Origin of the sequence: Enterococcus sp. DIV1094 (genome assembly GCF_017316305.2) — a bacterium.
Lineage (GTDB): Bacteria > Bacillota > Bacilli > Lactobacillales > Enterococcaceae > Enterococcus_B > Enterococcus_B mangumiae.
On record NZ_CP147250.1, the window covers coordinates 2,409,164 to 2,423,375 of the forward strand.

15 protein-coding genes are annotated in these 14,212 nt (G+C 38.8%); 14 read left to right on the forward strand and 1 reads right to left on the reverse strand.

From position 1 onward, the window contains the following. Window positions 1-73: 73 nt before the first annotated feature. The 4 genes from DOK79_RS11490 (at window position 74) to DOK79_RS11505 (ending at window position 3,290) form a co-directional block, all read left to right on the forward strand. Window positions 74-1,414, forward strand: a complete 1,341-nt coding sequence (locus DOK79_RS11490) for a M20 family metallopeptidase (RefSeq protein ID WP_206859339.1) — start codon at window positions 74-76, stop codon at window positions 1,412-1,414. 223 nt (window positions 1,415-1,637) lie between these two features. Further along, window positions 1,638-1,874: an AbrB/MazE/SpoVT family DNA-binding domain-containing protein gene (locus DOK79_RS11495; RefSeq protein WP_104775664.1), complete on the forward strand. Its 237-nt coding sequence runs from the start codon at window positions 1,638-1,640 to the stop codon at window positions 1,872-1,874. A gap of 20 nt (window positions 1,875-1,894) precedes the next feature. Then, complete coding sequence (locus tag DOK79_RS11500; protein ID WP_339093325.1) at window positions 1,895-2,278, forward strand: type II toxin-antitoxin system death-on-curing family toxin; 384 nt, start codon at window positions 1,895-1,897, stop codon at window positions 2,276-2,278. 280 nt (window positions 2,279-2,558) lie between these two features. Continuing rightward, window positions 2,559-3,290 (forward strand): alpha/beta hydrolase, encoded by a 732-nt coding sequence (locus DOK79_RS11505; protein WP_206859336.1) that lies wholly within the window; start codon window positions 2,559-2,561, stop codon window positions 3,288-3,290. Window positions 3,291-3,489: 199 nt separating this feature from the next. On the opposite strand, the gene DOK79_RS11510 is transcribed toward DOK79_RS11505, so the two are convergent. Beyond that, on the reverse strand, window positions 3,490-3,711 hold the full coding sequence (locus DOK79_RS11510) for a ferredoxin (protein WP_206859335.1): 222 nt from the start codon (window positions 3,709-3,711) through the stop codon (window positions 3,490-3,492). A gap of 29 nt (window positions 3,712-3,740) precedes the next feature. On the opposite strand from DOK79_RS11510, the gene DOK79_RS11515 reads away from it, so the two are divergent. The 10 genes from DOK79_RS11515 (at window position 3,741) to DOK79_RS11560 (ending at window position 14,186) form a co-directional block, all read left to right on the forward strand. Beyond that, complete coding sequence (locus DOK79_RS11515; protein ID WP_206859334.1) at window positions 3,741-4,760, forward strand: helix-turn-helix domain-containing protein; 1,020 nt, start codon at window positions 3,741-3,743, stop codon at window positions 4,758-4,760. After that, entirely contained in the window at window positions 4,747-6,138 is a 1,392-nt protein-coding gene (locus DOK79_RS11520) for a RecQ family ATP-dependent DNA helicase (RefSeq protein ID WP_206859332.1), read from the forward strand. The genes DOK79_RS11515 and DOK79_RS11520 overlap by 14 nt, the downstream gene beginning before the upstream one ends. Window positions 6,139-6,222: 84 nt before the next feature. Beyond that, window positions 6,223-6,858, forward strand: a complete 636-nt coding sequence (locus tag DOK79_RS11525; RefSeq protein ID WP_206859330.1) for an SAG1386/EF1546 family surface-associated protein — start codon at window positions 6,223-6,225, stop codon at window positions 6,856-6,858. Between the two features lie 124 nt (window positions 6,859-6,982). Further along, window positions 6,983-7,663, forward strand: coding sequence for a (d)CMP kinase (gene cmk / locus DOK79_RS11530; RefSeq protein WP_206859325.1), 681 nt, complete (start codon window positions 6,983-6,985; stop codon window positions 7,661-7,663). Window positions 7,664-7,798: 135 nt separating this feature from the next. Then, the gene (rpsA, locus tag DOK79_RS11535; protein ID WP_206859322.1) at window positions 7,799-9,031 is read left to right on the forward strand and encodes a 30S ribosomal protein S1; all 1,233 of its coding nucleotides are present in this window, start codon (window positions 7,799-7,801) and stop codon (window positions 9,029-9,031) included. A 213-nt stretch (window positions 9,032-9,244) separates the two neighbouring features. After that, window positions 9,245-10,555, forward strand: a complete 1,311-nt coding sequence (gene der, locus DOK79_RS11540) for a ribosome biogenesis GTPase Der (RefSeq protein WP_206859321.1) — start codon at window positions 9,245-9,247, stop codon at window positions 10,553-10,555. Window positions 10,556-10,799: 244 nt separating this feature from the next. Beyond that, a complete protein-coding gene (locus tag DOK79_RS11545; RefSeq protein WP_002290178.1) occupies window positions 10,800-11,075 on the forward strand; it encodes an HU family DNA-binding protein in 276 nt (91 codons plus the stop codon). A gap of 223 nt (window positions 11,076-11,298) precedes the next feature. Beyond that, the gene (locus DOK79_RS11550) at window positions 11,299-12,345 is read left to right on the forward strand and encodes a hypothetical protein (protein ID WP_206859319.1); all 1,047 of its coding nucleotides are present in this window, start codon (window positions 11,299-11,301) and stop codon (window positions 12,343-12,345) included. Further along, complete coding sequence (locus DOK79_RS11555; protein ID WP_206859317.1) at window positions 12,346-13,620, forward strand: tetratricopeptide repeat protein; 1,275 nt, start codon at window positions 12,346-12,348, stop codon at window positions 13,618-13,620. It abuts the gene before it with no gap. A 5-nt stretch (window positions 13,621-13,625) separates the two neighbouring features. Further along, a complete protein-coding gene (locus DOK79_RS11560; RefSeq protein WP_206859315.1) occupies window positions 13,626-14,186 on the forward strand; it encodes a YpiB family protein in 561 nt (186 codons plus the stop codon). The last annotated feature ends 26 nt before the right edge of the window (window positions 14,187-14,212 follow it).

The window sequence follows — 14,212 nt, forward strand, 5'->3', positions numbered from 1 at the left end:
TAACAAGAGAGTATCGGAACAAAGCAGTATTTTCTAGCGTCATCTTTTTTAAAATAATGAGGAGGCAAAGTTGATGAAACAATTTGTAACAGAACAACATCATGAACAAGCATTAGAATCATTAAGTGAATTGATCAGAATTCCATCTGTATTAGATGAGTCTGATTCTGGAGAAGGACATCCTTTTGGGAAAAAAGTAGTCGAAGCATTAGATAAAGTGTTGGAAATCAGTGAAGGCTTAGGTTTCAAAACATTTAAAGACCCTGAAGGCTACTATGGTTATGCTGAAGTAGGTTCAGGTGATGAATTATTTGGAATCTTATGCCATATGGACGTAGTTCCTGCGGGCGATGAAAAAAACTGGGAATCTAAACCTTTTGATCCAACAATCAAAGAGGGTTGGTTAGTCGGCCGTGGCTCACAAGATGATAAAGGCCCGTCAATTGCTGCAATGTACGCGGTAAAAGCATTGATGGATGCTGGAGTAGAATTTAATACACGCATTCGGTTTATCTTCGGAACGGATGAAGAAAATCTTTGGCGTTGTTTAGATAAATACAATGAAAAAGAAGAAGGCATCACTCAAGGTTTTGCACCAGATGCAGAATTTCCATTGATCTATGCAGAAAAAGGCTTATTGCAAGCTTACTTGACAGGTCCTGGAACAAACGAATTCAGTGTGAATGCAGGTGGCGCCCTAAACGTAGTGCCTGATTCAGCACCATATTCAGGTGAAAAATTAGCAGAAGTAAAAGAAGCATTGACGAAGCACAACTTCGATTTTGAAGATCATGGTGACTCGATCACTGTTTTAGGAAAAAGTATCCACGCAAAAGATGCAGCCGAAGGTGTCAATGCGATTTCTCGTTTAGCGATTGCTTTAAGTGAAGTCTTTGATTTCGCCCCAATCGCGTTTTTAGGCGAAGTAGTTCAAGAAAATGCGACTGGTGAAAATGTGGTTGGCAAGACTGTCGACGAACAATCCGGTGAATTGACAATGAACTTTGCCAGCTTGGAAATCACACCTGAACAAACAAAAATCGGTGTGGACATGCGTATTCCTGTCACTTTCAAGAAAGATGATCTTGTTGAAAAAATGACAGAAAAAATCAAAGCATACGATTTATCTTATGAAGAATTTGACTTCCTAGATTCATTATATGTTCCTTTAGATAGCGAATTGATCCAAAACTTATTAGGAACATATCGCGAAATCACAGGAGATATGACGGAACCATTTGTCTCTGGTGGAGCAACATTTGCACGTACGATGAACCAATGTGTCGCTTTCGGAGCCATGTTCCCTGATACACCAGACTTCATGCACCAAGCGAATGAACGCTGGGAATTGAGCAGCATGTACAAAGCGATGGAAATTTACGCAGAAGCGGTTTATCGCTTGTGTGGGAAGTAAGCCATTCATTAGTTGAGAAACTAAGAATAGTCATAAAAAGCAACCACCACTATTTTGAGGAAGTTTATCAAAATAGTGGTGGCTTTCTTTAAGAACTAAATATCCATAATTAAGTAACAAGAATAATAGCTATTTCTCATACTTAGAAATTTGTTGGAATGTAGATACTATGATAATATGTATCTACATATTAAATGTATTATAAACAGAAAGGAAAAAGTTAATGGACAAAATTCGTAAATATAAAATCAGAAAATCTGGAAATAGTGATGTAACAACAATACCAAATGAAGTAAAAGAGTATATTGGAGTTAAAACTGGAGAGTCTATTAGTTATATATTTGATACAGATGGAGCAGTAAGGATAGTAAAAGCACAAGAGGAAATTGATATTGATACTATTGTTGACTCTGTGATGAATCAATATGATCAAGCATTGAAAGATTTGGTCGACCTATGATATATTTGACTTAAAATCATATCATAAAGATAAATGCTAAAGTAATTTTAGCATATTCTCAAGGTGAGACAATCGGTATAAAAGATGCTACTGCACTAGATATGGCAATAAATCAACCTGCACAGTCAGTTTTTGGTAAAGATTTGTATCCTACGATATTTGATAAAGCATCTATACTTACAATTAATTTAGCTACAAAGCATCCTTTTTATAATGGAAATAAACGTACAGCATTTGTATCGATGATTACTTTTTTTCAAGCAAATGGATATACAACAAATTTTAGCCAGCAAGAGGCAGTTAAATTCATTTTAGATATTACTACTAGTAAAAAAGAATTTGATGAATTAAAACGAACTGTTTCGACTTACCTAATTCAGTCAGGGAAAGTTACTTCAAAGTAGTCCCCACATCGAATTTCTAGTTGATTGATCATTTTCTAGAGTAAATGAGATGCGGTCATGCACAACAGTGAATACATAAATTGAATCTGATATAACAATGTAGGAAAGCCACCACTATTTGAGGAACTTTATCAAAATAGTGGTGGCTTTCATTTTGCATTGTTGCTCCTAACGATTCGATCCAATAATAACAACTTGCATAAAATCATTTGCATTTTTTTCGTATTTTATTTAGTGTATAGAAGTACCAAATGAAAGATGATGGATGGAAGGTGATTTTTTGAAAATATTCAAACGAGTCCTGCTGGGATTAGTGATCGTGCTTGGATTAGGTGCTGTAGGAGGGTATGTTTATTGGCAGCAAAGTGTCTACGAACCAACTGCTCAAGCAGAGCAATCGTTCAAGCAAGGAGTAGATAAAGAGGATTATTTATTATTCGAATCACAAAAAACGGAGGAACGGCCAGTCGTGATTTTTTATCCTGGAGCGCTCGTTGAACCAGAAAGTTATAGCATATGGGCAGAGCAATTGGCAGAAAATGGCTACACCGTAGCAATTGCTAAAATGCCTTTTGAATTAGCCATTCTAAGTGGAAATAAAGCGGACAAAATCAGAGAGGATTTCAAAGACCGAGATTTTGTGATTGGCGGTCATTCGTTAGGTGGCGTAATGGCGAGTCGTTATGCGAATGCAAACTTGGATGATGAGCAACTAAAAGGTGTTTATTTCATGGCAAGTTATCCAGATGAAAAGGGAACGTTGGCCGAAACAGATTTTCCAGTCATCAGTATTACTGGAAGTGAAGATGAAGTAATGAACCGAGAAGCCGCTGAAGAAGCAAAAGCTTACTTGCCTGAACAAACAGAATTTGTTTCGATTGCCGGCGGAAACCATGGTGGTTTTGGTAGTTATGGTCATCAAAAAGGTGATGGCGAAGCAACGATCAGCAATCAAGACCAACAGACAGCAATTGTGACGACCATGATGAATTGGTTGAACCACATCAAGTGAGAACGATCATGTAAAGTAAATGGATCGAACAAAAGCAGTTACTGCAAAAACAAGACGGTATCCCTAAAAATGGAAAAATAATTTTTAGGGATACCGCCTCATTGATCGAGGTTCTATTCTTTTGTCGCCAATTCGGTTATAAGAAAGGGTCACTGATTTGTCACACCCGCTCATTTAGGAGTTAGTTGAACGAAAAGTATCAATGTTCTTTTTCGAGTAAGATTGCTCGAACCGGACATTTTTGATAAGCTTTGGTTACATTGACTTCTTCTAAAGGCTGAACGAATTGTTGATGTGCTTCTGGCTCTTGTGCAAATAAGACGATTCCTTCTTCGTCATAATCGAAGATATCAGACGCCTCGATTTGACATAGACCACATGCGATACAACGCTCAGGAACTAATTTACATAATAATGACATATTCACCATCCTAACGTAAGGGGATTACTATGACTGAGTTTATTTTATCTTTATTTTCTTCGAGTGACAAGTTACGCGCAAGCTCACTCTATCAATTATTGACTGGTAAGCGTACATCATCAGTATTGCTTTTTGGTTTTTTCAATGGTTTATTGTTTGCACATGGCTGTTTTCCTTCACTCAAACAAACGGTATTTGATGCGCAAATCCAACAAATGATCGATGAAAGACTTTTGTCACGGGAGGGCAATGAATTACAACTGACAGAAAAAGGCAGACTGCGAGGAAGCAGTAAATCATTGACTGGATTACATTATGATAAGTATGGCCGCACCGCTCAGACGAGCTGGCGTTTACTGAAATTTGCTGTACAAGTAGTATCACATTTATCAGCGAATGAAACCACTTATCTACCAGCTGAGACTGGCCCCTTTTATTCCTATCAAGTCAAGAAATGGCTGAAAGAAACAAAATGTTCCAGAACGGAGTTGATCACTCGATTGCCAAGTGAGCTTTCAACTGTTTTTTCACAGATGACCGAGAAACAAGCAAATTTCTTAGCGAATCAATTTTCTGGCAAAAAGCAAACAGGTTTGCTTGCCTACCAATTGACCACATTGGAAGATGCGGTGGAACAGCAAATTTACCAAGATCAGTGTATTCATGGATTACTAGTAATCATCGAACAGCACAAAGATTTCCTGTTATACGATTTGCTTTCAACCTTGCTTTCCCAAAACTATAATCAAAGCATGCTGACAACAAGAGCATTGATTTTAGCGGGTGATCCAGTCGAAGAAGTGATGACGAAACGAGCTTTGAAGAAAGGGACGATCAACGATCACTTGATCGAATGGGCGATCTTTTTTGACGATTTTCCTTTTGAGCGTCTAATTCATTCAGAGACAAGGAAAGCTTTAGCTTCTTTAGATCGCCCCCTTCTCACACTCAAATATAAAGACCTTGATGTTCAAACGGTCGATTATGGAGAGTTTCGTTTAGCACAAATCGAGAGATTCAAAGGAGGAAGTAAATATGGAGTTAGTTGATCCACTAAAACAATACTTTGGTTTTTCCTCTTTTCGTCCAGGACAAGAAGAAATTATTTCGACTCTTTTGAATCAAAAAGATGTATTAGCGATCCTACCAACTGGAAACGGCAAAAGTCTATGTTATCAATTGACAGGATATTTACAAGAAGGATTGGTATTGATCGTTTCTCCTTTACTTTCTTTAATGGAAGACCAAGTCGGGCAACTGCAAAAGCGAGGAGAAAAAAGAGTAATTGCATATAACAGTTTACTTAGCAAAAGCGAAAAGAAATATGTCTTAGCCCATTTGTTCGAGTATAAATTTGTTTTTGTTAGTCCAGAGATGTTGAATCAATCTGAATTACTTTATGCATTGAAGCAACAAAAAATTGCTTTATATGTCATCGATGAAGCGCATTGTGTCTCACAGTGGGGGATCGATTTTCGTCCTGAATATCAATCGCTCGGACGAATCGGAAAAGAGTTAGGTTCGCCAACGACTTTAGCCTTGACCGCAACAGCGACTCTTCCGGTACAACAAGAGATTGAAAACATTCTCTTCCAAACAAAACCAGTCGTCGTCAAGCATTCAGTCAACCGAGAAAATATCGCTTTATTTGTCAGCCAAACAGAGGAGAAAGAGCAACAATTACGCCAGTTGATGGCACAAGCTGATGGCGCAATGATCATTTATTGTGCGACCAAAAAAGAAGTCGAACGTCTTTATCAATTGTTTCGTAAGGATTATGCAGTAGGCTACTATCATGGAGGCTTAGATGCTTCACAACGCCGGCAACTCCAACAACAATTCAGTAAAAATCAACTGCGATTTCTATTTGCGACGAATGCATTCGGCATGGGGATCGATAAAGCCGATATTCGATATGTAGTCCATTATGATCTGCCAGATAGTTTGGAAAACTACATGCAAGAGATTGGGCGAGCGGGTAGGGATCAACGTCCAAGTAGCGCTGTATTACTATACAAGCCAGGAGATGAAGGGATTCATTACTTTTTCCAACAACTATCCAAAGAACAACGCCAGATTTTTGAAGAACATCTGTTAGCCGGACAGTCAGATGCGACCCATTTCGATGAGATCCAACAAAAATGGCTTACTGTAGTCAATGAAATGCAAAGCCCTGATGTTTGGCTGCGAGAATTAAAAAAACAAGAGAAAGTCAAAATAAAACAGCTGCAAGAGATGCTTGCCTATATTCACGAAACGGGCTGTAGACGAGAACGACTATTGTCCTATTTCGGTGAAACGCTCAAAGACAAAACTAAAAACTGTTGTGACCGAGACGGGGCGTTATTCATTCAAAGTGAGACGAGGCAAACTAGTCCAATTGCAGAAGCAGGAGACTGGCAAACAATTTTACTAAATTTATTTTAAAAAAATGTTGCGAAGTATTTTTTTCGTACAATCAAGTTTATCCTATGGTATAATAACTGGGAAAGAATTTAGGAGGTCAATAAGGTGAGTAGAAAAGATAGACATCAATCATCAGAAAATAACGAAACACAAGAACCATGGGAACAACCAATTTATGATACAGAGGATGAAGCATCTTCAAGAAGTACTCAAAGACAGCAAAAGAAAGGGAACACATTATTCTTATCGCTATTTTTGATTTTGCTTGTTTTATGTATTGCGATTCCAGCAGGAGCTTACTTCTGGATCAGAAATGGGTCGAATAACAGTGCGACAGAAGCTTCTTCTACTGAAACGACTTCATCGATCGTAGAAAGTTCAACTGTCGAATCAACGGTGGAATCAACAACAGTTTCAAGTGAACCAACATCAGAAACACAATCTGTAGCTGGAGAAACAACACCAACAAGTGCTGTGACACCAGAAACAACACCAACTTCAACAGTGCCAGAACCAGAACAAACGACACCAACTACTGTTGCACCAGAAGAAACAACACCAACTTCAACACCAGAAGCAGGTACTGGCGTTTCAGGTTCGACAACAGTCGTTCAAGCTGGTGAAGGTCCTAGACAAGTTGCTGAACGTGCCGGCATCACAGTCGATCAATTGTTCCAATTGAATGGAATCGATCCAAACAACTACATGCTATATCCAGGACAAGAACTAAGAGTCCAATAAGCGAAGCAAAAAGATAATACTGAAGAGTTGTTTTTCCTCAGAGTATCTTCATAAAATGTAATTAAATAAGGAGCAGTGGCTTTAGCCACAGCCCCTTTTTTTTGAGAAAAGGGAGTTATGAAAAATGACACGAATTAGTATTGCAATTGATGGACCTGCCTCTTCAGGCAAAAGTACGGTAGCAAAGATCATCGCCAATGAACTAAACTATATCTATACAGATACAGGAGCGATGTATCGTGCAGTTACCTATTTAGCCATCAAACATCAAGTCGCTTTCTCTGATGAAACAGGATTAGTCGATTTGATCAACCAATACCCTATTTCATTTGAACAACAGGCAGATGGTCAACATGTCCTTGTGGCTGGGCAAGATGTGACTTCAGCGATTCGACAACCAGATGTCACACGAGCGGTCTCTGAAGTTGCTGCACATTCAAATGTACGCAAAGCGTTAGTGAGTATCCAACAAAGGATCGGGGAAGATGGCGGCGTGGTCATGGACGGTCGTGATATTGGCACAGCTGTTTTACCAAAAGCAGAAGTGAAGATTTTCTTAGTAGCTAGTGTAACGGAACGAGCACAAAGACGACACAAGGAAAACCTTGAAAAAAACATTCCGACAGACTTAGAAGAGTTGACAAAAGAAATACAAGCACGCGATGAATACGATTCGACGCGAAAAGTGTCACCGCTGAAGCAAGCAGACGATGCAATACGGATCGATACAACAGGTAAATCGATCCCAGAAGTGGTCCAAGAAATCAAAGAAGTCATCAATCAAAAGGGATATTGTCGTGATTAATGGACAAAAACGTGGGAATACGACCATTTTGGAGGAAAACAAACGAAATCGCTTTATTTTTTTTTAATAATCAATTAAACTAAAAGCAGTACCGTAGTAGGTAACGGCAGAATGTTGGTTAGGAGGACAAGTGTTATGACAGAATTTGAACAAAATCAGACAGAAAACAACCAATCAATGGAAGATGCAATGAATAGCGTTCAAGAAGTGAACGTTGGTGATGTCGTCAAAGGAGAAGTTTTAGTCATTGAAGACAAACAAGCCATCGTTGGAATCGAAGGAACGGGTGTTGAAGGTGTAGTTCCTGCAAAAGAATTATCTACTTTACCAGTCGAAGATATCAACGAAGTGGTAAAGGTTGGCGATACGTTAGATCTAGTCGTGATCAGCACGATCGGAAAAGACAAAGAAAACGGAAGTTACCTTTTATCAAAACGACGTTTAGATGCGAAAAAAGTTTGGGAGGATATCGAAAAAGATTTCCAAGCTGGAAATATCATTGAAGCACCAGTGACAAATGTTGTCAAAGGTGGATTAGTGGTCGATGTCGGTGTTCGTGGATTTGTTCCAGCATCAATGGTAGAAGATCACTTCGTTGCTGATTTTTCTGAATACAAAGGAAAAACAATGACATTCAAAATCGTTGAGATCGAACCATCAGAAAATCGCTTGATCCTTTCACACAAAGCAGTCGTTGAAACGGAAAAAGAAGCACAGAAAAAAGAATTACTATCAACGATCAAAGAAGACGATGTGATCGAAGGACGCGTCGCTCGTATCACAGATTTTGGTGCGTTTGTTGATTTAGGTGGGATCGATGGCTTAGTACACGTTTCTGAGATCTCTCACGGACATGTTGCTAAACCTGGTGACGTTTTAGCTGTAGGCGATGAAGTGAAAGTAAAAGTTCTTTCAATCAATCCTGAGCAAGGACGTATCTCATTATCGATCAAAGACACATTGCCTGGACCTTGGACAGATATCGAAACAAAAGCTCCAGTAGGCGCTGTACTTGATGGAAAAGTCAAACGACTAACAAGCTTTGGTGCGTTTGTTGAAGTGTTCCCAACAGTTGAAGGACTTGTCCACATTTCACAAATCTCTCATAAACATATCGCAACACCACATGAAGTACTTCATGAAGGTGACGATGTTCAAGTGAAAGTTTTAGAAGTCAATCCAGAAGAACATCGAATTGCTTTAAGTATCAAAGCATTAGAAGAAAAACCTACTTCTGAAAAAGAACCGAAAGAAGTTGAATCGTATGAGTTGCCTGAAGAAAATACAGGATTTACGATGGGCGATATCTTAGGTGAAGCATTAAAAGGGGAAGTAGAAGAAACAGCAACGGATGATTCTGAAAAATAAATGAATGATCGTTCCTGAAGCGCGAATTTTCAGCATCAAGGGAAGTTGTACATGTGCGAAACAAGTGGTCTGGGGATTACGCCCCGGACCATTTTCTTTTTGTAATAAACCACGATCCTGAAAAATACTTAAATGTTCACCGATCTAAGCTTGAAAGTTCGTGAAGTATTCGGTACACTAAGTGAGATTGGAAACATGTGAGGAGGAAAAAATATGGCAAATCCAACAATTGCAATCGTTGGTCGCCCAAACGTCGGTAAGTCGACGATTTTTAACCGTATCGCCGGAGAGCGTATTTCGATTGTCGAAGATACTCCAGGAGTTACTCGTGATCGTATTTATGCTAAAGGGGAATGGTTAGGTCGTGATTTCAGTATTATTGATACTGGTGGGATCGACTTAGGCGATGAACCATTTATGGATCAAATCAAACACCAAGCAGAAATCGCGATCGATGAAGCTGATGTGATCGTTTGTGTCGTTAGTGGACGCGAAGGAATCACCGATGCAGATGAAGTCGTAGCAAAAATTTTATACCGCAGCAACAAACCGGTGATCTTAGCCGTTAACAAAGTCGATAATCCTGAAATGAGAAATGACATCTATGAATTTTATGCACTAGGACTAGGAGACCCTTATCCAGTGTCAGGAAGTCATGGATTAGGTATCGGAGATATCTTAGATGAAGCGGTGAAATTCTTCGATGAAGAAGCCGAAGAAGAAGAGGACGATACTATCAAATTCAGTTTGATCGGTCGCCCAAATGTTGGGAAATCTTCCTTGATCAATGCGATCTTAGGTGAAGATCGCGTGATCGTTTCTGATATCGAAGGCACAACGCGTGATGCGATCGATACGCATTTTGTTTCTGAAGATGGACAAAAATTCATGATGATCGATACAGCCGGTATGCGTAAACGTGGGAAAGTCTATGAAACGACGGAGAAATATAGCGTGATGCGTGCCATGCGTGCCATTGACCGCTCAGACATCGTTTTAATGGTCTTGAACGCAGAAGAAGGCATTCGTGAACAAGACAAACGAGTAGCGGGCTACGCGCACGAAGCAGGCCGTGGTGTGATCATCGTGGTCAACAAGTGGGATCTAGTCAAAAAAGAAACCAACACGATGCGTGACTTCGAGCAAGAGATCCGAGAAGAATTTCGTTATTTAGATTATGCACCGATCATATTTGTTTCAGCTGTGACAAAACAACGATTAGAGCGTTTGCCTGAAATGATCGAAGAAGTCAGCATGAACCAAAACTTACGTGTTTCTTCCGCCGTCTTGAATGATGTGATCATGGACGCTGTGGCAATCAATCCAACACCAACGGATAAAGGAAAACGTTTGAAGATTTTCTATGCTACGCAAGTCGCAGTAAAACCACCAACCTTTGTTGTTTTCGTCAATGAAGAAGAATTGATGCATTTTTCATATGAGCGCTTTTTAGAAAATCAAATCAGAAAAGCATTTACATTTGAAGGAACTTCGATCCGAATCATCCCACGTCGAAGAAAATAGGCATTTTACCATAGTGGACCGTTTTTTTCAAAAAAAATAAGCATATTTTTGTATTACGTTTTTATGACTAAAAAAAGCGGTTAAATAATGCCAAAAACCTTGCTATTAAGCGATTCATATGATATCGTGATAACAGAATATTGAAACTTAATCAATATTTCTTTTAAACTTCTGGACCACTCAGAAAGTTTTTAACTAAATGATGTTCCTATCATATCTCTTGTTGGAGGAGGTGAATCTATCCATGGCAAATAAAGCAGAATTAATCGAAAAAGTTGCTTCAGCTACAGATTTAACTAAAAAAGACGCAACTGCAGCAGTAGACGCTGTATTTTCAACTATTCAAGATGCTTTAGCTAACGGCGAAAAAGTTCAATTAATCGGTTTTGGTAACTTTGAAGTACGCGAACGCGCGGCTCGTAAAGGACGTAACCCACAAACTGGTGAAGAAATCGAAATCCCAGCTAGCAAAGTACCTGCATTTAAACCAGGTAAAGCATTAAAAGATGCTGTTAAATAAGACAGTTGAAAAAAAGCGCTTGTGGCTAAGGCTACAGGCGCTTTATTGTTTATATAAAGGGATAAAAGTAGCAAAAAAGTAGCAGCTCAATATTCTGGCACACCTAATGAATGTATGTACATATAAAAAATAAACGGATTTTTACTAGAAGAATAGCTAGATTTTCTTATTCTTTTTTTATTTTACTTACTAATGGTAGAATAAAAGAAAAGGGGAGGACAACATGGAGTTATCCTATCACTACCAAGAAGAACATACAACCATTTTTTATGGCGAGACATTCGTCAGCCAGTTGAAAAAAGAAGCGATCAATCAACCGATTTTATTTTTGACGAACCAACGTTACTATGATCTGTATGCTGAAAAAATGACCCAGTCGTTTCCTAACAAGTTAGCGATTGATTGGTATATTTGTGGCAATACGCAGTGTAATCAGTTATCTGAATTGCATAGTCTCTTATCATTTGCGCAACGGTACCCCGAAAATCAAGCACTTTTAGTGATTGGTTTTGGCAATGAAGGAATCATGGACTTGGCTGGCTTTTTTCAAAAACATACCTATCTTCAGTCCACACTTTGGCTGATTCCCGTTTCGATTCGTTCAATGGCGCGGGCATTGAATCCACAACGTGACATTTTACATGGCCCGAACCAATCGGCGCTTCAAACAACGAACCTTCCAGAACGGATCATTTATGATCGAACGATCAGCGAAAAACAAATTGAAGGAAAGCAAATCGACTTTTTGATTTTTATTTGTTGCGGGCTAGTTTGTGATCATCCATTTCTCCAGAATCTTTACAAAAATTATCCGAATCGCGAAAAATTATTCAATCGTCCCTTTGCTGGTATGCTAGAAGAAATCATCTATTTTTATCAAGAAGATGCTGAACAGGTCTCAAATTATGGTAAACTATTTGAGCAAGCTTTTTATCTGACTGAAAATGGGCACTTACTTTCAGCGAGTATGAAAAAATTTCTAGGTATCTTGATGCAGCTTGTCTGGAATTCAGAAATCAAAACACTCTCATTCCAGTTGAAGAACTTTTTCATCTGGTTACAGCATCTAGGCTATCCTATCATGTGGCCTGAAGAAATACCTAAAATGGGCTATCTGGAAAATGTGCTGCTTTTAGCAGAAAAGAGCAAAAAAATTCTCGTTTTGGAAAAAATTGGTATAATAGATGGATATCAGTTGCCAAATGAGCAAGAACTATTGAAAACAATGGCATCCTATGAACGGATCGTCCAAGAGATTAGAGGGATTTAGATGATGACAAATAGTGAAAAAATGCTGCAAGCATTAGCAGACGAAAATTTGACACAAGCAAACGAATATTTGGCAAAGGCACTCCAAGATGATCCAGCAGATGTCTTACATGAATTAGGTGAAGAATTATTAGCGATCGGTTTTTTAGAAGAAGCAAAATCAATCTTTGAACACTTGCTAACTGTATCACCTGAAAATGATGAATGGAATATTCCGTTGGCTGAGATTGCCATCGAAGACAATGAGATCGATCAAGCATTTGACTATTTAGAAAAAATCCAGCAAGATAGTGAGTACTATCCACAAGCATTATTAGCAATCGCCGACTTGTATCAAGTAATCGGCATTCCTGAAGTAAGTGAAGCAAAATTAAAAGAAGCAGCAAAATTATTACCAGAAGAACCATTGATCCAATTTGCATTAGCTGAACTGTATTTTTCAGTTGATCGCTTCTCAGTTGATCGCTTCAATGAAGCTTCTGCACTTTACGAAATGTTGCTCGCAAATGGCATCGAGGAAATCTCTAACATTTCCATGCAAGAACGCTTAGGGCAATCATTGAGCATGCAAGGGAATTTTGAAGAAGCAATCCCACCGTTAGAAGCTGCGTTAGCCGAAGAACGGACAGATGATCGCTTGTTCCAATTAGCGTTCACGAATCTTCAATTGAATGAGAACGAAAAAGCAATCAATTATTTACAAGAATTACGTGAATTGAATCCACAGTATCAATCTTTGTATCTCTATCTAGGTCAGGCACTTCAAGAAGAAGAAATGATCGAAGAAGCACAACAAGTCTTAGAAGACGGGATCAAAGAAAATCCTTTCCAAGTGGAACTTTATCACTTAGCTTCTGAAAATGCGTTTCGCTTACACGACACAGAAAAAGCAGAGCAATTATTGCTTGATGCTTTGAATGTTGGTGACAAGCAAGATGAGACATTGTTGACGTTGAGTAATCTTTACTTGGATCAAGAGCGTTATGAAGACGTTGTTCAAACCGTCAATCAAATGGAAGAAGTAGCCAATCCATATGCAGAATGGAATCTCGCACATGCCTATAATGAACTCGAAGACTTTGCAGTAGCAGCAGTCCATTATGAACAAGCTGCAAATGAATTAGACCATGAACCAGATTTCTTAAAAGAATATGCCTTGTTCTTACGTGAAGAAGGTCAATTAGCGAAAACACGTGAATTACTGGCAAAATATTTAACTTATGAACCAGGTGATATGGAGGTATTGTCCCTATTAGATGATTTAACAGAGAGGTGATGAAAATGTTGATTGATGTCAAAGAAAAGAAGAATTTCTTAACTTGGATGGTTAACCATGTTTCTTTCAGTCGCAGAGAAGTATTTTGGATTTTGAACTATCTGGCAAATCATGAAGCAATCTTACACAATGTACGTTTTGTTGAAGGAGCAAACCTAACAAGACGTGGTTTACAGATCACCGATCTTTCTTATGAAGGAGAGCCGATGAAGTTATTTTTAGACGGAAAAGAGTTTACTGATACCGATCAGATTTTCCATGAGATCCGTCTGAACTGGAAAAACCCGCTCTACGTCGAATGTCTCTTTGAGAATGCGTGGCAAACGAAAGAATATTTAGCAATCATCGAAGATAATCCGTTAGCCTCGTGGGAAGATGCAATCAGCGAAGAATCAACAGAAATAGTCGAGCATTATTTCCAAGAAAAAGAGCAAGAAGCAAAGCTGAACATGCTCTATCAACAAATCGATCAAGCATTAGAAGAAGGCAACAAAGATGCGTTCTTAGAACTATCAGATGAAGTGAATCGGATGATCCTTCAATCTCCTCAGAAGAGTAAGAGTTGAGGGTGAGAAAAGGTCGAGTTACAGGA

Excerpts from the sequence above, each read along its gene's own strand:
- rpsA (WP_206859322.1), top strand. The coding sequence starts at position 7,799 with ATGACAGAATTTGAACAAAATCAGACAGAAAACAACCAATCAATGGAA.
- DOK79_RS11550 (WP_206859319.1), top strand. The coding sequence starts at position 11,299 with ATGGAGTTATCCTATCACTACCAAGAAGAACATACAACCATTTTTTAT.
- DOK79_RS11555 (WP_206859317.1), top strand. The coding sequence starts at position 12,346 with ATGATGACAAATAGTGAAAAAATGCTGCAAGCATTAGCAGACGAAAAT.
- DOK79_RS11560 (WP_206859315.1), top strand. The coding sequence starts at position 13,626 with ATGTTGATTGATGTCAAAGAAAAGAAGAATTTCTTAACTTGGATGGTT.
- DOK79_RS11515 (WP_206859334.1), top strand. The coding sequence starts at position 3,741 with ATGACTGAGTTTATTTTATCTTTATTTTCTTCGAGTGACAAGTTACGC.
- DOK79_RS11520 (WP_206859332.1), top strand. The coding sequence starts at position 4,747 with ATGGAGTTAGTTGATCCACTAAAACAATACTTTGGTTTTTCCTCTTTT.
- DOK79_RS11510 (WP_206859335.1), bottom strand. The coding sequence starts at position 3,711 with ATGTCATTATTATGTAAATTAGTTCCTGAGCGTTGTATCGCATGTGGT.
- DOK79_RS11490 (WP_206859339.1), top strand. The coding sequence starts at position 74 with ATGAAACAATTTGTAACAGAACAACATCATGAACAAGCATTAGAATCA.
- cmk (WP_206859325.1), top strand. The coding sequence starts at position 6,983 with ATGACACGAATTAGTATTGCAATTGATGGACCTGCCTCTTCAGGCAAA.
- der (WP_206859321.1), top strand. The coding sequence starts at position 9,245 with ATGGCAAATCCAACAATTGCAATCGTTGGTCGCCCAAACGTCGGTAAG.
- DOK79_RS11545 (WP_002290178.1), top strand. The coding sequence starts at position 10,800 with ATGGCAAATAAAGCAGAATTAATCGAAAAAGTTGCTTCAGCTACAGAT.
- DOK79_RS11495 (WP_104775664.1), top strand. The coding sequence starts at position 1,638 with ATGGACAAAATTCGTAAATATAAAATCAGAAAATCTGGAAATAGTGAT.